Source organism: Chelativorans sp. J32 (assembly GCF_000518985.1).
GTDB lineage: Bacteria > Pseudomonadota > Alphaproteobacteria > Rhizobiales > Rhizobiaceae > Chelativorans.
In genome coordinates this window covers 63,332-88,007 of sequence record NZ_JAEQ01000021.1, presented here as the reverse complement: position 1 = coordinate 88,007, position 24,676 = coordinate 63,332, and the positions used below count along the sequence as shown (strand labels likewise).

Here is a 24,676-nt window from a genome sequence, read left to right as displayed (position 1 = left end):
TTCCTGCTCGACGGGCATTTGCGAACCGAGGCGCTGAAGCAGCTTGGCATTGAAGAGGTTGAATGCCTGATCGCCACCGAAGACGATACCTATACCTACAACAAGCGGGTCAACCGGATCCCGCCGATTCAGGAGCACCGGATGATTGCGCGCGCCATGGAGCGCGGCGTGCCGGCGGCCGACATTGCCGAGGCGGTCAATCTGCAGGTGGAATCGGTCATCCGCCGCTTTCGCCTGCTTGACGGCATCAGCGCCGAAGCGGCCGAGATGCTGAAGGACACGCCCTGCTCGATGAGGGTGTTCGACATTTTGCGGCAGATGTCGGCGGTGCGGCAGATCGAGGCCGCGGACCTGATGATCGGGCAGAACAATTTTCCGATCATGTTTGCCGCGCCCTTCGCGCGGCGACCCCGGACAATCAGCTGGCTGCAGCCAAGAAGGGCAAGGGCGCGGCGGCCCCGACCCCTTCGGGCCAGCAGATCGCGCGCATGGAGCGGGAGCTGGCGGCGCTGCAGACCCAGGTCAAATCGGTCGAGGAAACCTATGGCATCGACAATCTGCATCTGACGGTGGCGCGCGGCTATATCGCCAAGCTCCTGGCCAATGGCCGCGTGACGCGCTGGCTCGCCAGCCACCGCCAGGAATATCTCGGCGAATTCGAAAAGATCGCCGAGATTGACACGCTCGCGCCGCTGGCCGAGCAGGACGCCTGAGCCAACCGAGGGGGACCCGGACCCGATAAGCGCGGGGACCATGGGAGACGCCGCACTGTGGGGCGGATCGAGCATGGCGGTGGGAAGGGCGGCGAACCCGCAAGGAGTCCACCAGGCCGGCCGCCATCAGGTCCAGCCGTCCCGCGGAAGCACGACAAGCTCCCGCATCACAGATCGGCGTGCCGGCCCCCCACCCGGCGCGCCGATCAATCTCAGTATTGGAGTGGCGGAGAGGAAGGGTCTGACGTCAAACCTTCTCTGGTGTAGCGTGCGACTGATAAAGCGGGTCCCGCGGCAAGGTTGGCGGTCTTGCGTTCAATCAAATAGAATTGCGCGGTCGTCAGGATGTTGTGGGTGCGCCATCATTGGATAGACTGCCGCGGTGATGACGCCTGCCCCATCCGAGGCTAGAAACATCATCAACTTGGATGCAAATAATGCCTGCAATGGAACCCACCAACAAACTCTCGTCGGAGCAAGAAGAGTACCGTATCTGCGCCAAGCCTTACGTTTTCTACCGGATCATACTCGATCGAACCGGGGCCAGACTCATGACGGCAACCGCGCATGAAGACTCTGGTGAATACAAAGCCTTTGAGGATCAAGAAGCACTGCTTGCTGCAACGGCTCAGATTCTCGGTGATTACGAGATGGGGTTTCTACGGAAGAAGGACCATGCCGGTCGACCGTATCTCGAGACGCGGGTATCTCCGGACGCGCAACACTTGATTCAAGTCGCTACGACAGCACTTGACCGGATGAACTTTGAGGATGTTTTGGTCCTGGCACTTCGAGAAATGAAGGCGCTGCATGAGGAGTTTGCGATCGATGACGGAGGTGGAGACGTCTATCTAAGCGATGGAATGTGGGTGACCGCGGACGGTAGAGTCGTCGAAAGATAATCCTTCAATGCGTCCACCAATATTCGAGAAATGGAGGTGGCAACATGGCGATCTTAAACGCATTGGGAATCGTTGAATGCATCGAACGGGTTGGTCCTAGATCGCCCTGTGAAAATTGATGCTATCAGAGCCCAGAATCAACGGGGGTAGAGTGATGGTTTTTGGACGGCTATTCGGAGGACACTCCAACGAAAACAGGGAGGAAGGCAAGCGACTTTTCGAGCTGGGCATGAAGAGCGCGGTGGAGTTTCGTTCGAATGAGGCGCTCGACTACTATGCGAAGTCTATCGAGGCATCCGAAAATCCGTCACCATATATCAATCGCGCCAATCTTCTAGGAAAGCGGATCCGGCATTACGAAGCTCGGCAGGACCTGCTGAAGGCGAAGAAGCTGGATTTGACTCAAGGGAAGCAATTCCAGGATGTGCTGAACTACGAACTCGCCAAGAATTCCGTGGTGACGAGCAACTATGCCAACGGCGTCGCGCAAAAACTCGTTGCCGATCTGCGCGACAAGGGGTCTAGCTTCGTTGCTTATCGAATCCTCTGCACGTCATTCGGTATCCCTCAGATCCGGTGGGATCATGGGCATGGCGCCACTCCGTTGATTGAATTCCACCTCTTCAATGATCTCGACAACATCGTAAAATTCGACGACATCAGTCGATATCCAGAGGCGCAGGGGCTCGTAGAGATGTACCCCGCAGCGTTCATTGAGATGAAGGTCGGTGACTGCCCGAATCTAAGTGCATTCGAATCCGCGGAGACGAAGCTTCACAACTTCCTTTGCTCGTATCCCGAAGACGACATGATCCAGATCCGGCGGCACACTCATTACGAAATTCACAGGCAACTGCTCATCCGTGATTTTGGCGAGATGTTCGATGCCCTCGACTCGGAATGCGAGGGCGTGATCAAGGAGGCAGAGCCTCATCTATCCTGACGACGGACAGCAACAGGTGCCGCCCCGTCTGATGTTGTGCTGGGCACTTCTCGCTTAAAAGCAACCTGCGGAACCTCGCGAAGTCCGAAGTAGTGTAGCGAAATTCTGCGAAATGGCGGACGGGACCGGACCGCCATCTAACCTTCTCTCACGCAGGAGCGGGGCGCTACTCGATGATCATCTAGTCGATTTGGCGGCGCGCGGAAGGCGGTATCTCGGGTCCGGCACCGACCCGCAGAAGAAGCTGAGGGACGCCAGAGGTGCCGGGCGTCGCTCGAAGCCGGGTACGCCCCCATTTCCGGCAGGTTGCCAAGGTAAATGACCCCGACCGGTTCCTGAAGATTTTCCGAAAGGTGGGAGCGGACAAGCGGCGGGAGTCGCAGCGCCCGGGTCTATTTCGATCCCGACGATGGAAACCGGCTTTGGTCGGTGTTCGCCTGGGACGAAGACGACTATGAGGGGTTTCTTGCCGACCCAGAGATGCCGGCGATCGCACGGCAGCTTGGAGTTGAGGAACCGCCGGTGCACGCAGTTGCTGCAATCGAGCTCGACGCCTGAGCGAGCACCACGCTGGCTCCGCTAAAAAAGCCGGCGGGCCGGCAGCCGTCAGGTCCAGCCGCATCCGGAACTGCATCACGACTCCGGGCACGCGGCTTCCAACATCATCCCGCCAGTTCCAGATCCATCGGCTCTTCACTCAGGATCAGGCGGCGAAGCCGCCCCAGCATGTCGGTGCTGTTGGCGACGTCGACGCTCGCGGTCTCCAGGATCGTGGCGTGTCCGGTAATCGCATAACGCCCATGAACCGTGTCTTGACCGCCGAGGCCGGGATGGTGGGGATAGAGCAGCGTCAGGCGCGGCGCGTCATAGAGCTGGGCATAGGCCATCATCTGATAGACATCGGCCTGCGAGACGCCCTGCTTGGGATCGTCGATCCGCGCTGATATCCGCTTCCACTTGGTGTCGATGACATGGACGACCCTACCACCTTGGCGGATCAGGATATCGGGCCGGGTCTGGAACAATGCGCGCCCGCTGTCCTGCGCGCTCAGACAGAACAGCCGTCCGCCTTGCAACGAAACGGTAAGCCCCGTCCCCGCCAAGGCGCGGGCGATCAAGCGACCGACATATTCCTCGAACAGCGCGTTCATCTCGAACAGCATGGCGGTGCCCTGGCCGGCGCCGCCGGTGGTCGTCTGGTAGCGGTCCTGTAGAAAGAGCCGGGCCATCGCAAAGAGCTCCTGCCAGGACCGGTTGGTGCGGTCGATCACCACCTGATCCCAGCGTAGCGCCGACACCGGCACGTCGGTAATATCGGCATAGACGAAAGCCAACTCGCGCAGACGTTGCTGGTTGGCGGCGCGGCGCGAGAGGCGCGCCAAGCGCTGCACTGCCGCTTTCATGATCCGATTGAGCGGCGTGTCTTCGGACAGAAGATCGAAGCGGCAGGCAAGGCGCGAGGGATTGACCGCGTGGCGGGTGAACTGGCGGGTGATGTCGAGCTGGCCGCGCAATGTCGGCAGATCGTCTTCGCAGGTGATGTAGCGGCGCGGCATACCCTTGCGCAGAGCTTCGGTCAGCTTGTCGCAGAAGATGCGGATCAGGATTTCGAGCAGGGTCTCGCGCTGCCAGGCGAGATCGGTGATGACGCCCAGGTCAATTTTCAAATCCAGCGCAACCGCCAGCATATGCACCAGGCGCTTGCGGATCGCTGCGTTTTGGTGATCGGTTGTTTCACCGGGCGTCACATCAATCTTGGGCAGGATCTCCAGGCTCGCATCGCCCGCCGCCACAATTCCGACCACGCCCCGCGCGCGCAGGGCATGCCGGCCATGTTCGAGCACACCGCTGCCGCCGCGTCCGGCAAAGGCCGAGCGCGCCGCCAAGCTCGCTAACCTATCGGCGTGGTGCGGGGGAATCTGCCCCGCGCCTTCGCCATAGGCGAGCTTGTCCCATTCCCGAACCGTATAGGCGGGCATCAGGCGGCAAACTCCAAAAAATCGAAGCGTGCCTTGACGCTCCAGTGCAGCTTTTCGCCGCCCAGCTCATCGTCGGCAAAACCGGCCGGCGCCGTCAGCCGCCGTGCTTCGAGGAAATGGGAGCCATTGGTGCCGTCGCCATCGCCGAGCACCGCGGCGACTTTCGACCAATCCTCGTAGAAATATTCGGTCAAGAGCGGGATGACCTTATGGCGCATTACGTCTTCGACATCGGCGCGACCACGACAGCCCGTGAAATAGGCGTGGCCGATCTGGTGTTCGCGATCGAAGAGATATTCGATCCGCTCGTTGATCGTGTGCAGCAGCTTGCACAGATCGATCCCCTCGAGATTTGCGGCATCGAGCCCCCTGGCCGCCAGCGCCCGCCGCAGTTCTTCGACGTCGGGCATCAGCTCGCGGAAGGTGAAGCGGCGGCGCAGAGCGGTGTCGAGCAGCGCGATCGAGCGGTCCGCCGTGTTCATCGTGCCGATGATGTGCAGATTGGCCGGCACGCCGAAACTCGTCCCCGAATAGGGAAGCCGCACTCGGACCTCATTTTCACAGCCGAGCCGCTTGTCGGTTTCGAGCAGCGTGATCAGCTCGCCGAACACCTTTGAGATATTGGCCCTGTTGATCTCGTCGATAATCAGGACATGCGGCCGCGCGCCGGCCACCGGCCGCTCGGCATTGGGATCGATCACCACCGCTTCGAGCGCATCCCAGTCGATCCGGTCCGGATCAAGCCGATAGGCTGACTGGCGGCGGAAATTGCGGGCGTAGAACGGCGCCCGCTCAGCGCCATTATCATCGCGCCAAATCCATTCGACGCTGCGCCGATGCGGATGGAAATCGGCGTCGGCATCGAAATAATACTCGCCGCTCACCCGGCCGAAGGCACGGTAGCTGTCACGGCCATCGGAGACGACGACATAGTCGCCGACCTGCAGGCCGGAGCGAAAGGCGTAAAGCATCTCGATATTGGGGTCCTTGCCGGATGCGTCGGGATCCTTCTCCTCGTTCCACGTCTTCCGGATTTCTTCGAAATCATCGAAGCGCTCGTCGGACCAGTCGATATCGCCGCCCCAGCCGAGATGGATCAGCCCGCCATCGAGCCCTTCACGAATCCGGTCTTCCTGGCTGCCGCGCTGACCGAGTGCGATCTTGTAGATCGGGCGCGAGCGATCGAGCCGCTTGGCCGGCGCATCGCCGGTGTCGAGCCGTGCTCTCTCGCTGATGATCTTGAACACGCCGGCATGGGGCTTGAGACTGAATCCACCCGAGGTGCTGGCAGCCTCATCGTCGCCTTCCTGTTCGACGCCTGTCGTCGGTCGCAGCCCCTCGACGAAATCTTCGTAGGCGAAGGACTGGTGAAAGGTGACGAATTCGATCCGTCCTTCGCCGGCAAGACGGCGATACTCGGCCATCAGGGCATCGCGGTCATTGCGCAGTGGTTCAACCGCGGCTTCGCCCAGGCAAAGCCGCACGGCCTCCCAGGCGGTGGCATAGGTCTTGCCGGTCCCGGGCGGGCCGTAAAGGATGAGATTGGTGGTCGCCGGCATCGCGGTCATCGGTTCAAAGGTCATGGTTTGGTGCCCTTCCGCTGAGGCGAGCTGGTAGGTGAAGACGGTAGAACTGCTAGGATTTGGCAGCGTGTGGGAGGGCGCCGAGACATTGGCGAGCTTCTGAAATTTCTCCCCGCCAAGCGCGCTGCAGATCGCCGGGAACGCGTCGCGCAGTCCCATGTCGCGGCCAAGGTCACCGGCGCGGATTGCAATGTCTGCCGCGCCGTTCTCACGCGCCGGTTCGACATAATAGTTTCGCGCACAGAGCCGGATGCGATCTGCGTCGCGGATCAGATGCTCGTAGCGCTCGGGCGGGGTGACCGGGGCGTCATCGGCATCGACGATGATGTAACCTGCATTGTGGAGCTGGGCGGCGGCATCGGCCTTCTGTCCCCACCCACCATTGAGGTGCGTCTTGCCGCGCAGGAAGCCGACGATCGGCTTGGAGGGATAGACCCGACCCGGTCGCGCGCGTGTCGAGCGCACCCAATAGTCGCGCGGCTCACCAAAGGCTTCGAAGATGGCGGCGTGCTCGCCCGACTGGCGGTAGCTGTCATAGGCGTCCATCGCCGCCTCGATCGCATCGCGCGAAAAGGCCGCCACATCTTCTTCCTTGTAATTGTGGACGATCCACAGCGCGCTTTGCACATCGATCATGTCGCGCGGCGCCAGACCCCGGTCCGCAAAAGCAGCGCGCACGGCCTGCATGAAGCGCCATTCGTCGCGGTAGGTGTCGGCCATCGCCGCATGATCGGGAAAGCGGCTGCCAACGGCTTCGAGCCACAGATCCTGGCGCACAGAATGGCGGATATAGATGCCCTCGTCCGGAGCGAGATGGAGGAACAAGAATTCGGCGATCTGGCGCGCCGGATCAGGCTTACCGTCCGGAACGGCCGCAATCCACGCGTCAACAAAGGTCTCCAGCGCCGAGGCGTGACCGTCGGCTGCGCCAAGCGCGGCGTCGACAAGCGCACGCAAAGCCGGCCAGAGCTGCTCGCGATTGGCGTCGCCTTTGGGCGACATCGGCCAATAAGCGCGCCATTGCAGCAGATTGCTTTTGGCCAGCGCGGTGTTGACGGCATCAGCCAGTCCCTGGTCTGAACCGGCCTGTTCGATCGCCGTCCTGAGCTCCGCCGCAATCGCCAACTTGTAGGTCCGCTCCGCCTCGTCGAAATGTGGATCGGGCGGATCGAAACGGTCGAAGGCGGGAAAGAAATGGCGTAGCCGCTCGATCCAGCGCGTGATCGCAGCCGGATTGAGCATCAGCGCATCGCCGGACTGCAAAATCACCGCGATCAGCCGGCGCAGGGTTTCGGCATCTTCAATCCTCACGACAAAGCAGTCAGCGTCGCCAAAGGACCAGTCGCGGCTGAGGGCGGAATGCCGACCGCCATTCTTCATGCCGCGCTGATAAGGACGCAACTCGGTGGCAAAGCCATTCGCCTCGACAGAATCGCGCCATTTTATGTGCAGAAAGACGTTGGACGGATTCTGGATTTCCCACACGAGCCGCTCGCCAGCGCCAAATTCAAGCGACACCATCTTCTTGGTGATACCCGCGCCGGGACGAAGCCCCGAGCTACGCAACACCTCGAAAAGCGCTCTTCGCAGTGGAATGGAGCCTTCGCGCTCATTTTCATCGAGGCGTGCCTCGAAATTCTCCCACATTCAAACGTCTCCAAACTCAGGCAATGCGCATAGCGTGTTGACGAGGCGCATCTGTTCAACGGTGTTGCATTTTGCTTCGCGCAGTCGCGGTGCGCCGAAGACGAGCACCAGGCCCTTGGCGCGCGAGACAGCGACATTGATGCGGTTGAGCGAGAACAGGAAATCCATGCCGCGCGGGGTTTCCTCGACCGAGGAGGCGGTCATGGACACCAGACAGACGGGTGCTTCCTGCCCTTGGAACTTGTCGACCGTGCCGACACGAATGCCAGCGGGCAACGCGTCCTGCAAGGCATTGACCTGCGCATTATAGGGCGCAACGACGATGATATCGGCGGGCTCAAGGGCGCGCGTTGTCCCATCCTTATCGGTCCAGGTTCCCGAGAGCAGATCGTCGATCGCCGCCTGAATAGCAGCCACTTCCTCGGCCGCGATCTGGGCATTGCCCTCATGCGCGACCGGCACCCAGAAAGCGCCAGCTTCAGGAAAGCCCGTCCCGCGGACTGCCTGGAGGGCTGTATCGGGTGCGCTAACGAGCCTGCCTTCATAGACCTGCTGCGAAATAAACCTGCAGACATCGGGATGCATGCGGCGTGAGACCGGCAGGAAGATGCCGCGATCGGGCGGAATGGTGGCGTGCTCGCCCAGCATCCATTCGAGACAGGAAAGGTTGGCCGGATCGGGATGGGCACCCTGGATGACCTGCGGCAATTGCCGCGGATCGCCGACCAGAACGATGTTGCGCGCGCAGCGTCCCATGGCGACCATATTGGCCAGCCCTACTTGCCCGGCTTCATCGATGAAGAGCCAGTCGAGCGCCTGCTCGTGCTCGGATCGGGCAAAAAAGAAGGCGGTGCCGCCGACCACATGGGCGCGGCCCCAGAGGGAATCGTCATTGGCCGTCGAGCGGATGATGCCGGTACAGTCGTCCGGATAACCGTCTTCGCCGCTGCTGACCTTGTGCCCGATGCACAGGCCCGGGACAGCATCGCCATCATCTTGCGCGGCAAGACACCCCATCAGCACATTGCGGATCGCCTCATGGCTGTTCGAGGCCACGCCAACACGGTGCCCCTGGCGTACCAGCGCAAGGATTGCCCGGGCGGTGACATAGGTCTTGCCGGTACCCGGCGGTCCCTGGATCGGCAGCACCGTGCCATCCATGGCGGCGATCGCTGCGATCGTGCCGGTCAAGGGATCGGCGCCATCGAGCAGATCGGCGCGCGGTCCCGTCACCAGACGCGGAGCCGTGCGCGCCAGCAGATCATCGAGCGCCGTCAAGCGGCGCACGCCGCATTGATCGTCGATTACATCGCGCAGGGCCGCGGCAATGACGTCCGTATTGAGCGGCCAATCGGGGTGGAGCGTCAGGCGATCGGTCAAGAGATGCGCCTTTGCCGCCCCCGCCTTGATCGCGATGATCCGCTCGGAGCGGTCGAGCTCTTCGATGCTGACAGTGGCCGGCGGCCCGTCAATGACCGGGATCGTCGCTTTGCGGCCGGCCCGCAGCTTGGTCTCCTGGAGCGGAAAGCGATAACGGCGCAGCACCGAGCGTTTGACGGGTTCTGCCGGATCAATGGCTTCCAGACCGGCCAGTGCATCGAGATCGTCGATCAGCTCGTCCTCGTCCTTGCCGGCGCTGTCGAAGACCGCCCATTGCGCAGGCTTGGCCTCGCGCTTGTGAAACAGGCCGAGGTTGAACAACATGTCTTGCCGCTCCTGCGGCAGACCGGATGCGGCAAGCTTCGCGCGCAAGGCCCGCGTATCGGCGTCTTCCTCGACTTCCTTGTCGCCGGCATCCACTGCCAGTATCGGCCAGGGCGCAGCGGGGCGGATGCTCACCAACCAGTCGCGCAGCTCCTCGGTCGAGATACAGTCGATGCGGTTATAGTCTTCGATCTCGTCGAGGATCGTTTGTTCGCCGGTTTCGCGCCAGCGCTCATAGGCCACGACCGAGCCGCCGGCAGTTTTGACCTCACCTTCGCGCACCCGGCCATAGAAGGCTTCCATCGACTTGATCGAGTAATTGGCTTCCGAGCCGATCAGCGCGCCGCGCACCACCGCGAAAAGATCGACAAAGCGCCGCTCGCGCAGCAGGCGATCGAGAAAGGCCTCGCCGATTCCATACTGTGTGGTCAGCCGCCGCAAGGCGGTGATCTCATAGGGCGCATAGTGATAGATGCGCGCTTCGGGATGGGCCGCGAGCCTTTGCCGGAAAAACTCCAGAAGGCCCGCCAAAGCCCGTGCTTCGGCGCCGTGATCATGTGCCCAGAAAGCCTTGAACTGGCCATCGAACCAGACGCCGTGGAGATATTCGAGCCCGCCTTCGTAATGCGGATCGCCCTCGATATCGTAGAAAAGATCGCCCGGCTGCGGCGCGGGCAACAGATCGAAGCCCTTGCCGGGTTCGGCCTCGCGCAACTCGAAGGCCGGCGCCCCTGTCTTGCGGGCGTGCTGCAGGCGCGCCTGTGTCACCAGCCGTACCCGGGTGGTCTCGGCCATGCCGCGGATCGGATGATCGAGGCCGGCCAGCCGCTCCATGGTGGTGATACCAGCCGCCTCGAGCTTCTTGACCTGGGTCCGGGTAATATTGGCAACGTTGAACAGGCTGTCTTCGGCCTGCCACTGGCTTTCGCAGTGATCGCCCCAGCGGCAAAGCCCGCAATCGGCACAAGGGATCGGCCGGGTCGGCACCGGGTTTTCGAGGAATGCCTCGAGCCGCTGACGCGCCATGCGCGCATAAGCCTGATAGTCCGCGAGCCGTAGCTGCACCCGGCTGCCATCACCGAGTTCGACATGGGCGAATTCCGGGGCGGCGCCCTGAATCTCGGTCAGCAAATCCGAATAGAGCACCAGTTGCAGCACATGTTTGGGATGGGGCCGCCGCTTGAGCTTGGTGTCGGTGACTTCGTAGCTGAAGGGACCGAGATCGGACGGGCGCTCGACGCGCTCGAGAAAGTCCGACCAACCGCCCCAATTGTCGCCCAGCAGCGCCCCCTGAAAGACGATCTGCGGCCCGCTTGCCAAAGCCGCCCGGGTTGCCTGCGCATTCTCGGCAAGATCGGACCGGTCGATCTCGATCACCGACGCACCCGATGCTTTGAGCTTGGCCAGGTGAGCCGCCTCGTGGGCATCGCCCTGCTTCTGGAGCAGCGCTGCATCTTCGGTATCTTCGCGCGGCACTGGCCCCTTGCCTTGCATATAGGCGAGATCGAGCGCGGTCGCGTGAGCGCAGCCCATGAACCGCATCAGATCCGATGCGGACAAGAGTATCCGGTCCCCCTCAATAATTCGCATTGTTGCCCCCTCGTCGAAAGCAATCTCCAACAAGACTTGCATCTCGACAGATTGCACGTTCAGCCATAGCGTGCGTGGGTGTCAATATCTGACATAGTCTGTGACCAGGATTTGGATCATGTCGTTCGCCAAGGCTCAGGACCTGATCAGGCTGGCGCGTCTGGCCGCCACGCGGCGGACGGGCATCGGCCTCGATGAGATCTGCGAGGAATTCGGCGTTTCGCGTCGCACGGCGCAGCGCATGACCGATGCGCTGGAGACCGTGTTCACCAACGTCGAAGCGGTGGATGGTGACGACCGTCGGCGGCGCTGGCGTGTTGCCGACCCCATGCTCGACCGGCTTCAGACCCGCCAGGAAACGGCGGTCGAAGCGCTGGAAATCGCCGGACGAACGGCGCGGGGCGATGGCCGGCTACGCCACGCGGCGGCCCTTGAAGACCTGCGCGACGGATTGTTGGCACGGCTGACACCAAAGGATGCGCTGCGCACCGAAGCCGATGTCGAGGCGGTCCTGTTGGCAATGGGCTCGGTGACGCGGCCCGGCCCGCGCGTCAATCTGGCGCCGGCGGTGCTCGATGCCGTGATCGAGGGCCTGCGCGGCCCGTTTCGTCTGCGGCTGCGCTACCGGGACGAGGATGCACCTCAACGGGTCATCGAGCCGCATGGGCTCCTGCTGGGGCATCGCAGCTATCTGGTGGCGCGCCAGCCGGCGCGCGGCGAAGACATGCTGAACTTCCGGATGGACCAGATCTTGAGCGCCCAGACCCTGGATGAGAGCTTCAGCCTGATGCCCGGCTTTTCGCTGGAGGAATATGCGGCGCAATCCTTCGGCGTCTACCAGGACCCGGCACAATATGACGAGGTCATCTGGCGGTTTGCGCCGCACGCCGAAGCAAGGGCGGCCGAGTTCTGCTTTCGCCCAAAGCAAACCGTTGAGGTGCAAGAAGATGGCGGGCTTATCGTGCGCTTTCACGCGGCGGGCTGGCTCGAAATGGCGTGGCATCTCTATCAATGGGGCGATGCGGTCGAGGTTATCGCGCCCGAGGGGCTGCGCACGCTGGTCGAAAATCACCGCAGGAGCGATTTTGGCGCCCTGCCATAAGGCAACAGTAAACGAAGCGGAATGACCACAAAGACGGGCCTCACCCATGCAGAACTGAAAACCAAGCAGCGCGCGATCCGCGAAGGCTTTCCGCAGACGATGGGCCTGCGTGTCCATCGCGCCATCAGCTGGATCGGCCGCGCCGAGGCCTGCGGGACCGACGACGACGCAAAATTCATATTCCTATGGATCGCGTTCAACGCCGCTTATGCCGACGAGGGCGAATTCCAGACCATCCAGCCGGGCGAACGCGCCGCCTTCGCCGATTTCTTCGGAAAGTTGATCACGCTCGACGAGCAGCGCCGCATCTATGGGGCGATCTGGCAGCGCTTTTCGGGACCGGTGCGGCTGCTGATGGAGAACCGCTACGTCTTCAATCCGTTCTGGCAGCACCATAACGGGATTGCCGGCTTCGAGGATTGGGAAGAGCGTTTCGAAGCCTCCTCGCGCGCCTTCGCGCAGGCCATCCAGGGCGGCGACACCAAGCGCGTGCTCAGCTTCGTCTTCGACCGGCTATATGTGCTGCGCAACCAACTCGTTCATGGCGGCTCGACCTGGAACAGCGGCATCAACCGCACCCAGGTCCGCGATGGCGCCGCGATCCTCGGTTTCCTGATGCCGGTCTTCACCGATCTGATGATGGACAGTCCCGACAAGGACTGGGGCAAGCCCTTCTATCCTGTTGTTCCCTGAGCGTCGACGAGTGATACAATCTGATTGCTCGCGCTATCGATCCGCAACTCGACTGTCGGCGATTGCGAAAGGAGATAGGTAATCGAATCGCCGAGGCTGAACGGATAGAGCGCACGGTGGGAAGCAAGAGTCGCGACCGGCAACGCGCGATCGGAATACCGCAAACAAGCTTCAGCGATCCAGGCCGCCACCGGCAATCTGCCCAAATCAGTGGGCTTTCCAAGCACGATCCGCTTGCCTTTGTCGGTCCGCACGATTGCCCCCCAGTCCGCCTGAGATTGCAGGACCATATTTGTCATGCGACGGGTGCCTTCTCGCTCGCCATAAATCTCCGCCATGCGCCGATGGACTTCGGCGGAGGTACAATCCCCCTGGAGCGCGGCCAGACGGCCAACAATCTCCGCCACTTTTCCAAAGAACGGATAGGTAGCTAGGGCCATGCCCCAGGTGAGCACCGGAACGGAAATATCCGGAGCATCCCGATAGAATTTTACACCGCGATCGGCGAAACCGATCAGGTCGGGCCGAGGGTCCAACCACAGGCGGTTAAGCACGGTCCTGGTCTTCTTCTTGGCCGCTATGCCGGCGTGCGAGGCATCGAGTATCGCCTCAAGGTCATCAAGCGTGGCTATACCTGCTCTGATGCGGAGGGCAGTAGCGGCCCAATCCAACTGTATGAAACGATCAAATCCAATTTGCGGGGACGGCGAACTCATCAAATCGCTCTCGGCATGTTTATTCTTATAAACGGAACAATGAGCTCCTCGACTGATATGCCCCCATGCGCGACAATCTGGTCACCTTTCGGAACGAAGGCGCCGCGCGTACCCGCGTATAGCGGCAAGAAGTCCGGCGGTAAGCCGGGACTATCGAAACGGAAGGCATCGATGTCGGCTGGAACCGACGATGCCAAAGTTTCACTGCGATAGGCTCGAACCCTTTCGCCCTTGAGTTCGGAAACCACGCCCTGACTAAGACGACCAATGCCTTCAGCATCGACATTGCCATGGTCAGCAGTGAGGTAAATCACATATCCCTGTTCGGCGAGGAGCAGGAATAGCTTTTCGACGAAACCCGTATCGCACCACGCACGGATCTGCCCGGCGATACCGCGCTTCCCCAACATCGCGCCGTGGACAATTTCATCGATTATATCGACGACGATTCCTGCAACCTTCGTTGCCGGCGGGGAGATAGCTTCCTCCAATTCAGCCAGTTGCTCGTTTCGCTTCAGACCTTTCTGATAAATGATCTCTGACTTGCGAAGGCCGTTCTCCTGCCAGAAGCGATCCCACAAAGACGGTTCCCGCGCCGTCGTTTCGATCGAGTTCGCGAACTCTCGGGGCTTGAGACCCGAAAATAGCGCCTGTCGCGACACAGATGTTAGCGTTGGCAGCCACGCGAAACACCCGCCTTCCTCCGCTGAGAACCCGGGCACGCGTGCGGCCAGATGCTCCCGGATCTGAATCCACTGATCCATGGCCAGACCGTCGAACACCAAGAGAGCCACCCGATCTTCGCCGGCATTCCGACGTAAGGCCAGATACCGCGGCACGTGATGAACCATCACCGGGCCCTTTGCCGCAGGAAGCGATGGCAAGTCGGCGAAATGCTGGAACAGCCAATCCTTCAACCGCTCATCCACATCGCGCTGCAAAGCGCGGACTTGCTGCTGTATGGGTTCAGCCACTCCCGCGCTCAGTCCGTTGAAGCGCGAGATCACCTCTCCCAGCCGACGCGCCATTTCTACCCAATCGCGATGCGTTGCCTCAACCGTGGGCAGGTCGGCGGCGATCTTCTTCACACCTGCGGAGACAAGGTTGCCGAGCGCGTGAGGGTCATCAACCAGACCAACCTTGACCCAGTCAGGCAAATCAGCCGTTGAACTCGGTGCACCAACGGGCTGAAGGCCCCCTTCGAGGAACATGGTGTCGATGATGACCCTGACGTCGGGATGTTCAAACGGTACTGAGACGTCCGGCAATGCCTCAACAGTCTCATCGTTCGAGCGCCGATCGCTGCGGATCCCATACTGCGACAAGAAGCGGCCCCAGGCATCCTGCACCGCGCGCACCATATAGCTCTTGGACGAGAGCAGCTCCGCGATAGGCAGGTCGCCAAGGCGGGAGTCCTTCAAGATCCCCTCAACATGCCTAGCGAGCAGTTCCGGCAGCCCAGCGCCTCGGTAATGGAGCCGCAAAACCTCTCGCCAGAAGTCCTCGGGCCTGCTGAGCAGGTAAGGGCTGATGCGGAAGATATGGGTCAGGATGAAGTCCTTGGTCGCTCCTTCTCCCAGCGGCTGAGTGGCGTGTCTGTTGTGTGCCAGAAACAGGGTTTCATGGTGCTCGGAGTCCACTTGCCGGATTACGCTATAGCTCAACCTCGGAAACAGGTCGGCCAGGCTCAGGCTGACCTTACGTCCCATCCGGACGTAGTCCCAGGGAAGCGCGTTCAGATCGGTTCCACGCAATTGCAGAATAAGCGCGTGTGCCGGTCCTTCTTCGCCCCGATCCCAAGCGGCTCGATAACGCTCCTCATACTCCGTTCTGAAAGCGATGGGATCTTCGAACGGCAGAACCTCGAAGCCCCGATCCCGAAGTTCGTGGAGAATGCGCTCATCGAGCAGAAGATCGTCAGGATCGCAGGCAATCCAGAAGCGGGAAAGATCGGCAGGAAACTCCTGCAGGATGCGATCGGTCCAGGCGCTCATGATGCAGCCGTTCCCGGTTCGCCGACACGCAACAGGAGAACGGCGTTCAGATCGGGCGTGTATGCCTCGGCGGCATCCAGCTGCGCCATGCGGGCGTCATGGTCGGCACGCAGACGCTTGCGGCGGTAGTCCCGGACTGTCTGGAGCCCGACCCGGCCGATGGCCTGATGCCGCGCATCGTAGGCGTACTTGGCACGTTCGCGCTCTTCCTGGATGCGGGCCCTGTGCTCCTCCACCATGTCCGCAAAGATGCGTTCGCCTTGGGTGAGAGCGGCATTCTTTGAGCGGTCAAAGTAGCCGTTTGCATCTGCGGCGGTGACGGCCCCGACACTCTCGACCCGTTCCGTCGGAAGAAGATCCCAGATCCGCTTCGCAGTCGGCAGGAAGGTTCGCCCTTCGTCGTTCACGAAGACGGACAGGAAGCGCCGTCGGCTGAAATCATCGGCGGAGAGGCTGATCTCCCACAGCGACCATACGCCCCGGACGCTCTCCGGAAGGCCGGCAAGCCGGACTGCAGGCAGCGGTTGACCCGAAACGCAGCGCGGCAGATCGCTGATCACTGCCCGAGCCCGGGGATCTTCAAGCGTTACCCATTCCACATCAGGCCGCTCCTCGGCTGTCCGCGCGTCGAAGCAGACCTTGGCCGACTCGCTGCCGTCCACCCAACGCACCCGCCAAAAATCGGCCTCCTTGACGGCATCCCCGCCGCGCGCGGGCAGTCCGGTTGTGATCGCCCGTTCCAACCAGAACTGCGCCGGGTGGTCTCTCCATTTGCGGGCATCGTCTGCGTTAAGCTGATGCCCATCCGACAAGAGCTCGCTGCTTTTGCGGCTTTCGGCGATGGTCGACCGAAGCTGCGACACAACCGCGTCGCATTCGCTTTCGATGGCGTCTGGGTTCTGGAGCCCATGGACGAAGAGCTCATCGAACAGTGACTCTGCTTCGACCGAGTCCATCACGTCAGCGGCCTTATCCACCCCGAACTCTTCGGCGATGACCGCGAGCTTCGTCTCCAGAACCTCGCGCACGCGATGCTCGACCGTGTCCTCCAGGACGAAGTTGATCGCGCGCACGACGTGCGGCTGCCCGATACGGTCGACGCGGCCGATGCGCTGTTCGACCCGCATAGGGTTCCACGGCATGTCGAAGTTTACGATGACGTGGCAGAACTGCAGGTTCAAACCCTCGCCACCAGCGTCCGTCGAGATCAGAATGCGGATATCTCGGGCGAATAATTGCTGCGCCCGAGTGCGAGCTTCGAGATCCATGCTCCCGTTCAAAGTGGTGACCGAGAAGCCTCGGCTTTCAAGGAAATCCGCAAGCATCGCCTGCGTGGGCACGAATTCGGTGAAGACCAACACCTTCAGCTCAGGATCATTCTCCTCCTGCTGAAGCTTGTAGATCAGTTCCAGGAGCGCCTCAGCCTTGGCGTCCGTCCCCTGTGCCTCCGTGGCGCGGGCCAGGTCGAGCAGCGTTTCGACCTCAGCCTTTTCCATCTCCCACCCCTTGGTCTGGATGGCGAGATCCACCTGGGTTTGCCCGTCCAGCTCAGCCCACTCGTCAACGTCGGCTGTCTATGTGCTTCCCGGAGCGATGTATTTCGCGCTGTCGTACACGCTGCGGAAGGGGGTGCACATCAATGTCGACCTGATATCGTCGATGCTGCCCCGCAACGTCACCAACCTTGCTCTCGGCCTCTGCTATCTGATGGCCGCAGCGCTGGTCGCGCTCATCATCTGGCGGGTCTCGATCCTGACCCACGAAGCCTGGGTTACGGGAGAGGCTACAGTCGGTCTCTATGCATGGCCAATGTGGCTGAGCACGGCGATCGTTCCCGTGGCCTTCTCGATCCTGATGCTTCGCATTCTTTATCTGGCGGCCGCTTATATGATCACGATCGTCATCCAGCACCCGGCACTGGAGGCGATTATCGCTGCCATGCGTGAAATCGGAGAGGAGGAGGCGCTCTGATGGCCACATTCGCTGGACTGGTTCTCCTCCTCGGCTTCCTTGCGTTCGGGCTCCCCGTGGCGCTCAGCCTCGCGCTGGCAGGCGCCTTTGGACTGCTCATGGTCGGCGGGTTTGACACTGCCGCGGGAATCCTGGCTTCAACACCGCTCGCGTCGAACCAGAATTACGAGTTCGTCGCCATCCCGATGTTCATCCTTATGGCCAATTTGATAACGGTCAGCGGCATCAGCGACGACCTCTTCAAGGCCGCAAAGATTTGGACCGGACGAACGCCAGGCGGGCTCGCCCATGCGACCGCGCTGACCGGCGCGGCCTTCGGTGCCATATCGGGCTCCAGCACTGCCGCGGCCGCCACTCTGTCGTCGACGTCGATACCCGGCATGATCAAGCAGGGGTATGATCCGCGGCTGGCGGCCGGCGTGGTCGCGATCTCGGGAACGCTGGCGATGCTGATACCGCCCAGCGTGGCCATGGTACTCTACGCGATCATAGCCAACCTCAGTGTCGGCCAGCTCCTTATCGCAGGAATCGTGCCCGGCATCCTCGTGACCCTGACGATCATCCTGACTGTCTTCTTCCTGGTCTGGCGCAATCCGGAGCATGCACCCGGAGCGCAAGGCTACCGGATGTGGGAAAAGATCGCTGCCCTGAAGACGTCCTGGGCCTTTCTGGTGCTGTTCATGTGCGTGACCGGCGTAATCTATCTCGGCATCGGCACTCCTACCGAAGCATCCGCGCTCGGCGCCCTGGCCGCGCTCGCGCTCGCGTTGCTGCGCCGCACGAGCTGGAGCCGCATTCGCCGCGCGATGGTGGTGACAGCCGAGGCGAGCTGCATGATCGCGCTGATCATCGTCGGGGCCGAAATCTTCGGCTATTTTCTGACGCTGACGCAGACGACACAGTCGCTGATCAGCTATCTTTCCGAGGCTGGCATCCCGTCATGGGTCGTATTGATGGCAGTCCTGCTTCTCTATCTGGTGCTCGGCTGCGTGATGGACCTCATCGCCATGCTCATCCTGACGGTGCCGATCATCGCGCCGATGATGATGCAGCTGGGCTACGATCCCGTCTGGTTCGCAGTGATCACAATCGTCATGGCAGAGGTGGGCATGGTCACGCCGCCGCTGGGGATGAATGTCTTCGTCATCTCCAAATATACCGGCATGCCGGTGGGGCAAGTCTTCCGCGGCTCGTATCCGCATGTCGTCGCACACCTGCTGCTTGTATTGGTGCTCGTGCTGTTCCCGCAGTTGGTGACATGGTTGCCAGCCACGATGCAGTGAAAAGGACGTACGGCCAACCCGACACCCTCAGTCCAAGGCGCGGAACACCCGATCCACCCAGCACATCTTCAGGGGCGCTGCCGCGCAGCGCTCTGAAGTATCCTGGGCGAGAGAGGGACCGCTATTCAATCAACGCATCACACGAAAGCGGCTGCTTGATCAACTCCAGCTTCAAGCGTGAAAGAAAATCCTTAGATGCTGATCGCTAATATCGTTAGAGAAGAGAACGTGGGCATTAAGACGACCATCCATAGGTGCCATCAATCTTAGCTCAATTCCCGGGAACACAGTCTTTTGCAACGCTGGTCCTTCGCCTTCGGCTTGCCGCTGCTTCAAAGCGAACCAACCGTCAAACGTCCAATAGTCCATGAGCCCGAACGCAATTGGCGGGGCATCATTCAAAGCAACGATCATCTCGTCGACAAGAACTTTATTCCGCGTTGGATCTGTGCCGAAACGCTCCCCCTCCCAATGAAATGATGCAGGCGAATGAATATGCAAATCCCATTCACGCCACAAAGATCCCCGCGAAAACATGCCCCCTCCTGAACTCAGGCCCATCCTGTTCGAATTGCCCTTTGATAGCCGACGGGCCGGCCCACACTACAATCCATCCCCACATTCCTGCCATCAGTATGCAATTTTCTTACGGCGCCCCAAAAGCTATTCTTTGGCTTCAATGACAATGTCGTCAGCTACCCCGTCGTCACTTTCGCTTTCAGCGACCGAAGCTGACACGGGGATACTTCCATTCGGCACTGCTTCTCTAGACAGCAGCCCCGCATCTTCAAGTGCCTCGAGGTCGGGCAGATCGCGCAGCGTCTCGAGCCCGAAGTGCTCGAGGAATTTTTTCGTCGTCACGTAGGTGTATGGCGCGCCGGGCTGCGGCGATCGCGGTCCCGACGCGATCATGTCGAGCCGTCGCAGATGCCCGATGACATCGCGCGACACCTCGCGGCCGAGCATGTCGGACAGCGCAGCGCGCGTGACCGGCTGGTGATAGGCGATCGAGGCCAGCACCAGCATCTCGCCTTCAGTGATGTCAGCGCCGGTGGTGGCGCCGCCGAAGGCCGCTTCAGCACCTCGGCGTGACGGGGCCGTGTGCGGAATTGCCAGCCGCCGGCAACCGCGACGATCTCATAGGGCCTCGCCGCCAGCTCGTTGGCAATATCCTCAATCAGCAGATCGATGCTGCACTCGCGGCCGACGATCCGTGACAGCAATTCCCGCGTCACCGGTTCAGGCGCGGCAAAGATCACGGCTTCGACGCGTGTCATCCATTCCCGCCAGCGAAGCTCGGGCGGCAAAGCGTCGAGTTCGGCATCCAGAAGACCGGGATCGCGCGACGGACGTCCCATGGCTACAACCCGTAGAGCCGGAAGGTCGACCGGCCGGTGAGTTCGCGCACCGCGTCGAGTTTTTGGAGCCGCTCGAACAGGCGACGGCTGGCCCATCGGGTCATCGCCTGACTGGTGAAGGAGCCCGACACGGCATCGTCGGACAGCAGCAAGGCAATGACGTCCCCTGCCCCTTTGGCGCGCAGCTTTGGAGTCACTTCGTGCAAACGTTCGGCCTGCTGCGCGATACCGGCGGCAAGCCGGCAGGCCTCGGCCGCCCCGGCCGCGGCGGCAAGGCAGATTGCCCGCGCATAGTCAGGAGTGTCCGGACGGGCGCGCCGGCGATCGGGACCGGTGCGAAGCACGGTCGCGTGGATCTGGGTGACGAGCAGCGGAACAGCATGGGTCCAGCCCATGCGCGATGACACAGCGAGATCGGCCATCCACCAGGCCAGGGCCTCCGCCTTCGGGTTGTCGCGCATGATCGCCGTTGCGGCACGTGCGGCAATCAACGGCGCGGGGGCCGCCGCGCGCACGTCGTCGGCAAGGTCCTCGAGGCGATCGGCAAAGACCTCCGTCCAGGTGATGCCGAGCAGATCGGCGACCGATTGCAGATCCTCGACCGACACCGGCAGCGACCGGCCGACAAGCTTTCGCCAGGCCAAAAGCACGTTGCCGGCGGGGCCAGGCGCGTCGCCGGCCTGGCGCAGAACCCACGCGTCGCGCAGCGCGGTTTCGTCCTCGGTGCGGCGCATCAGCAGGAAAGAACTCCCTTCTTCGATATTCGAAGCAAGGACCGGTACGGCGATCGGCTGCGCGCCTGGCTCTTGAAACTATCAGGGCCCTGGTTGAGGAAATAGGATGCTGCGTTTGTGCCCACGAAAAATGCAATGAAATCAAAATTTTGAATACGCCCTCCGGGAGGAGCAACGCCGTCACGAGCGAGCATCTGTCTTGCTCGAGATCTCGGACGCTGCCATTCCACCCCTGACCAGACGCGTCTCGCCGGCCTGAGCCGGCGAGACCTAACAAACAACGGCAGATAACCGGAGATTGGCTGCCCGCCTGCTACAGGCAGACCTCGCTGACGGCGATGGGAAAGAGTGTCCATAGCGTAGCGACCAAGGCGGCCACAGCCAAGGTCACGCTGAGTCGGCGCATGAACGGCGAGGGTGACGCGAAGCGAGGTGAGCGCAAGGCCAGCAGGAAAGCGACTTGGAGTGCCGTTGCGGCGGCCCAGACCATGATGAGAGTCAGGTGACCGTCAGCGAGGTCACGGCCCGCAGCGGTCCAGCGGCCTGAGCAGACAAAACCCTGAAGCCCGTAGACTACGCTGAAGGCGGCAAGCCAGGCCGAAAGCGGGACCGATATACGGAGGATATCGGTCATTCCAGAACCCCCGGTAGCCAGACAGCGCCGAGTCCGACCAGCGCGACTGCGACGGCGTAGTCCGACCAGAGCCGCGCCACGCGCACTTCGCCAATGCGGCGGGCCGAGATGTAGCCAGCCCTTACACGCAACGCAAGGAACCCCAACATCAGCCCTGCAATGGCAGCATGAAGCAGAACGTAGCCTGCCAGTACCCAAAGCGTGGCATCGTAGGCGTGGGCGTCATAGGTCGTCCCAGCAAGCACCGTGGAGGCGGCCGCTCCAATTGCCGCGAGTCCTGCAAAGCCTAAGGCAAAACCCAGCCATGGCCTTCTGCCGCGGCGAAGCGCCTGATCGGCCACACGACTGCCTCCCAGCGTCAACAACGCCCCGCCCAGTGCTGATGCTGGCCCCAAGAGACCAGGTTGCAAGTACGACGGCGGCGGCCAGTTCGGCGCAACGGTCCAGAGGAAGGCATACCCAAAGAGAAGCGACCCGAACAGCACGCCGTCGGCGAGAAGAAGGAATAAGGATCCCCACCAACCTGTCGGTTCTGCGGCATGGCAAGCAAGCGGCAGGGCAAGACCGCGCCCCACATCTTGCAGGCCATGGTCCGCGCGGCTCCCCAGGCTCCAGGCCCACCAGACCGCGAGCGCCGCTACCCCCAGCGCGGATAGCGGAACGAGCCAGTAGGTCTTGATCAGCATTCCGACGAAGAAGCATCCGGTGGCGAGCGCCATCACGACGGGCAGCGCCGAGTTGGCCGGAAGTATGACGAGGTGGTTCGGTCGCCCGCTGGCAACCTCCACCACTAGGCTCTGCCGCAGGCCGCTGTCAGGAGGTGTCCCCAGATAGCCCTCCCCTCGCGCGATGCGCAGCGGCAGATCGGAATCGTCGTGAAGCGGATAGCGGCTACGCACCTCCGGGATGGAGGCGAAGTTGTAGGATGGAGACGGCGCCGGAATCGCCCATTCAAGAGTTCCCGCTCCCCATGGATTGCGCCGGCCGCGGACTGCCACGGTTGCATTTACGGTTACGTCGATGAGGACCAGCGTGAAGCCAATCGCCATCACGAAGCCACCGATCGAAGCAACAAGATTGACGAATTCCCACCCCGAAGAGGCTTCTATGGAATTGATCCGGCGTCGCATCCCCAGCAAGCCCGCCCAATGCAGCAGCAGGAACGTTCCGTGGAAGCCAACAACAATCAACCAGAATGCCGTTTCTCCCAATTTGAAATAACGCTTGCGCCCCGTAAAATGCGGTAGCCAGTAATAAAGCGCCGCGAGCATCGGGAACACAAAGCCACCGATCAAAACATAGTGGAGATGCGCCACGATGAAGTAGGTGTCATGCGTTTGCCAGTCGAATGGCACCATCGCCACCATGACGCCGGTAAGCCCGCCAATCACAAAGGTTGCAAAGAAGGCGACGATCCAGAGCATCGGCAGGTGCATCTCGGGCCGGCCCTTCCAGATCGTCCCTATCCAAGCGAAAATCTGGATCCCGGTGGGCAGGGCCACAAGTGTCGAGGCAGCCGAGAAGAAGGCCAGCCCCATATGGGGGATGCCGGTCGTATACATATGATGAACCCAGAGGCCGAAGCTGAGGACCCCTAGGAACGCCGCCGCCGCCACGATCCAGCCGTAGCCCAGGAGCTTGGTTCGCGCCATTACGGGCAATATCGTGGAAACAACCCCGGCTGCGGGCAGGAAGATGATGTAAACCTCCGGATGGCCGAAGAGCCAGAAGAGATGCTGCCACAGAAGGGAGTCACCGCCGCTCTCCGTCTGGAAAAAAGGCATTCCGAAGGCTCGCTCCAGCTCGAGCAGGATTGACCCTAGGATTAGCGGCGGGAAGGCAGTGAGGATCATCACGGCAACGATGAGCATGTACCAAGCGAAGATAGGAAGCTTATCCAGCGACATGCCCGGCGCCCGATACAGAAGCACCGTCACGACGATCTCAACAGCCGCCGAGATGGCTGAAATCTCCACGAAGGTGATTCCGAGGAGCCAGAAGTCCGGATTGATTCCTGGCGATCCTAAGGTGGATGAGAGCGGCGGATACAGAAACCAGCCGCTATCCGGGGCGATCCCCGCAAGGAGAGCGAAAATTAGCAGCGAGCCGCCAAAAACATAACACCAGAAGCCGAAGGCGCTGAGCCGAGGAAAAGCCAGGTCACGCGTCCCGAGCATTTTGGGCAGCAGGTAAATCGTCAATCCCTCGAAAAGTGGGATCGCGAACAGGAACATCATGATGGTGCCATGCATCGTGAAGACCTGGTTGTACGTGTCCGGTCCCATGAATACCGAGCGGGGAGTGGCGAGTTGCGCGCGGATTAGCATCGCAAGAATGCCCCCGATCACGAAGAATGCTGTGGCGGCAATCAGGAACATGAGACCGATGTCGTTATTGTTCACGGTCGTAAGCTTGCCTCGCCAGCCCGGACGGGAAGACCAGATGCGCTCAAGCGCTCGGTGGCGGCGAAGAGCATTCACCGAACTTCTCCCCTCAGAAAGGCGCCCCAATCGGCTTCGTTATGGGCCCGGACGATGAAGCGATGTCCAGTGTAGCCGACGCCGCTGAATTCAGCGCTAACGCCCGCGTAATCGCCTGGCATCTCTGCCTCGATCCGCAGCACATTCACATGGCCGGGGATCGCATCGAGTTTGCCCGCAAGACGCGGCACCCAGAAACTGTGGATCACGTCAGTCGAGGTGATTTCAACGTCGACCGGCCGGCCTGCAGGGATGTGGAGGATATGCTCGGTGGCACGGCCGGGCGCGTCTGCGTACGAGAAGCGCCACACCCACTGTGCTCCTTCGGCCCTCACCGTCACGACGTCCGGGCCCGGGCGCGGCAGGAGCCTCTCGCCCATCAGGACGCCATAGACGGTAAGGCCTGCCAGAACCATGATCGAGAAGCCGAAGCCGAGGCCCCAGATCCAGACCCGCTCATGCCGGGCCTCCGCCGCCGGGGTATCTGAAGCATCGCGACGAAAGGCAAAAAGGAGGAGCGTTATGACGAGTAGGAAGATTGCCGCTGACCCGGACAGAAGCACCCACCACATCTTTGCGATCGCCGCCGCCGCCGGGCCAGCCGGATCGACTGTAGACAGCCTCCCCTCGCAACCGGCAAGCGTCACAGA

The 24,676-nt window shown here is 61.5% G+C and carries 17 protein-coding genes and 3 pseudogenes; 8 read left to right on the top strand and 12 right to left on the bottom strand.

Annotated features, from left to right (window positions below):
* Positions 1–141: 141 nt before the first annotated feature.
* The 4 genes and pseudogenes from CHEJ32_RS27825 to CHEJ32_RS0120845 all read left to right on the top strand — a co-directional run.
* Positions 142–312 (top strand): annotated as a pseudogene (locus CHEJ32_RS27825) (plasmid partitioning protein RepB C-terminal domain-containing protein); the annotation flags it as partial.
* Positions 285–713 (top strand): plasmid partitioning protein RepB C-terminal domain-containing protein, encoded by a 429-nt coding sequence (locus CHEJ32_RS27820; RefSeq protein ID WP_245261236.1) that lies wholly within the window; start codon positions 285–287, stop codon positions 711–713. The pseudogene CHEJ32_RS27825 and the gene CHEJ32_RS27820, both read left to right, overlap by 28 nt.
* Positions 714–1,150: 437 nt before the next feature.
* Positions 1,151–1,615, top strand: a complete 465-nt coding sequence (locus tag CHEJ32_RS0120850) for a hypothetical protein (RefSeq protein WP_028035510.1) — start codon at positions 1,151–1,153, stop codon at positions 1,613–1,615.
* A 229-nt stretch (positions 1,616–1,844) separates the two neighbouring features.
* A complete protein-coding gene (locus tag CHEJ32_RS0120845) occupies positions 1,845–2,558 on the top strand; it encodes a hypothetical protein (protein WP_156936758.1) in 714 nt (237 codons plus the stop codon).
* A 662-nt stretch (positions 2,559–3,220) separates the two neighbouring features.
* Here the strand turns inward: CHEJ32_RS0120845 and CHEJ32_RS0120835 are convergent.
* From CHEJ32_RS0120835 to CHEJ32_RS0120825, 3 genes are read right to left on the bottom strand one after another with little or no spacing between them, the layout of a single operon-like run.
* The gene (locus CHEJ32_RS0120835; protein WP_028035508.1) at positions 3,221–4,537 is read right to left on the bottom strand and encodes an McrBC 5-methylcytosine restriction system component; all 1,317 of its coding nucleotides are present in this window, start codon (positions 4,535–4,537) and stop codon (positions 3,221–3,223) included.
* Entirely contained in the window at positions 4,537–7,767 is a 3,231-nt protein-coding gene (locus CHEJ32_RS25615) for an AAA family ATPase (RefSeq protein WP_245261233.1), read from the bottom strand. Before CHEJ32_RS25615 ends, CHEJ32_RS0120835 begins: the two co-directional genes overlap by 1 nt.
* Positions 7,768–11,061, bottom strand: coding sequence for a TM0106 family RecB-like putative nuclease (locus CHEJ32_RS0120825; protein ID WP_034658894.1), 3,294 nt, complete (start codon positions 11,059–11,061; stop codon positions 7,768–7,770).
* Between the two features lie 118 nt (positions 11,062–11,179).
* Between CHEJ32_RS0120825 and CHEJ32_RS0120820 the strand changes: the two genes are divergently transcribed.
* Both CHEJ32_RS0120820 and CHEJ32_RS0120815 read left to right on the top strand, forming a co-directional pair.
* Positions 11,180–12,163, top strand: a complete 984-nt coding sequence (locus CHEJ32_RS0120820; protein WP_028035506.1) for a YafY family protein — start codon at positions 11,180–11,182, stop codon at positions 12,161–12,163.
* Positions 12,164–12,184: 21 nt separating this feature from the next.
* Positions 12,185–12,856: a HEPN domain-containing protein gene (locus CHEJ32_RS0120815; protein WP_028035505.1), complete on the top strand. Its 672-nt coding sequence runs from the start codon at positions 12,185–12,187 to the stop codon at positions 12,854–12,856.
* Here the strand turns inward: CHEJ32_RS0120815 and CHEJ32_RS0120810 are convergent.
* From CHEJ32_RS0120810 to CHEJ32_RS25610, 3 genes are read right to left on the bottom strand one after another with little or no spacing between them, the layout of a single operon-like run.
* Complete coding sequence (locus tag CHEJ32_RS0120810; protein ID WP_028035504.1) at positions 12,838–13,572, bottom strand: hypothetical protein; 735 nt, start codon at positions 13,570–13,572, stop codon at positions 12,838–12,840. The two genes, CHEJ32_RS0120815 and CHEJ32_RS0120810, sit on opposite strands and share 19 nt — an antisense overlap.
* Positions 13,572–15,566, bottom strand: a complete 1,995-nt coding sequence (pglZ, locus tag CHEJ32_RS0120805; protein ID WP_028035503.1) for a BREX-3 system phosphatase PglZ — start codon at positions 15,564–15,566, stop codon at positions 13,572–13,574. Before pglZ ends, CHEJ32_RS0120810 begins: the two co-directional genes overlap by 1 nt.
* Complete coding sequence (locus tag CHEJ32_RS25610) at positions 15,563–17,095, bottom strand: helicase-related protein (protein WP_245261232.1); 1,533 nt, start codon at positions 17,093–17,095, stop codon at positions 15,563–15,565. Before CHEJ32_RS25610 ends, pglZ begins: the two co-directional genes overlap by 4 nt.
* A gap of 64 nt (positions 17,096–17,159) precedes the next feature.
* On the opposite strand from CHEJ32_RS25610, the gene CHEJ32_RS0120795 reads away from it, so the two are divergent.
* Positions 17,160–17,537 (top strand): TRAP transporter small permease, encoded by a 378-nt coding sequence (locus CHEJ32_RS0120795; protein ID WP_028035502.1) that lies wholly within the window; start codon positions 17,160–17,162, stop codon positions 17,535–17,537.
* Positions 17,537–18,820 (top strand): TRAP transporter large permease, encoded by a 1,284-nt coding sequence (locus CHEJ32_RS0120790; protein ID WP_028035501.1) that lies wholly within the window; start codon positions 17,537–17,539, stop codon positions 18,818–18,820. The genes CHEJ32_RS0120795 and CHEJ32_RS0120790 overlap by 1 nt, the downstream gene beginning before the upstream one ends.
* A gap of 124 nt (positions 18,821–18,944) precedes the next feature.
* On the opposite strand, the pseudogene CHEJ32_RS0120785 reads toward CHEJ32_RS0120790, so the two are convergent.
* The 6 genes and pseudogenes from CHEJ32_RS0120785 to CHEJ32_RS0120760 form a co-directional block, all read right to left on the bottom strand.
* Positions 18,945–19,357, bottom strand: a pseudogene (locus tag CHEJ32_RS0120785) (TrlF family ATPase); the annotation flags it as partial.
* Positions 19,358–19,483: 126 nt separating this feature from the next.
* Positions 19,484–20,178, bottom strand: a pseudogene (locus tag CHEJ32_RS25605) (SMC-Scp complex subunit ScpB).
* Between the two features lie 2 nt (positions 20,179–20,180).
* Entirely contained in the window at positions 20,181–20,912 is a 732-nt protein-coding gene (locus CHEJ32_RS25600; protein ID WP_051469822.1) for a DUF1403 family protein, read from the bottom strand.
* 313 nt (positions 20,913–21,225) lie between these two features.
* Complete coding sequence (locus tag CHEJ32_RS0120770) at positions 21,226–21,546, bottom strand: hypothetical protein (RefSeq protein ID WP_028035499.1); 321 nt, start codon at positions 21,544–21,546, stop codon at positions 21,226–21,228.
* Entirely contained in the window at positions 21,543–24,026 is a 2,484-nt protein-coding gene (ctaD, locus tag CHEJ32_RS0120765; protein ID WP_028035498.1) for a cytochrome c oxidase subunit I, read from the bottom strand. The genes CHEJ32_RS0120770 and ctaD overlap by 4 nt, the downstream gene beginning before the upstream one ends.
* On the bottom strand, positions 24,023–24,673 hold the full coding sequence (locus tag CHEJ32_RS0120760) for a cytochrome c oxidase subunit II (protein WP_245261231.1): 651 nt from the start codon (positions 24,671–24,673) through the stop codon (positions 24,023–24,025). The genes ctaD and CHEJ32_RS0120760 overlap by 4 nt, the downstream gene beginning before the upstream one ends.
* Between the last annotated feature and the right edge of the window lie 3 nt (positions 24,674–24,676).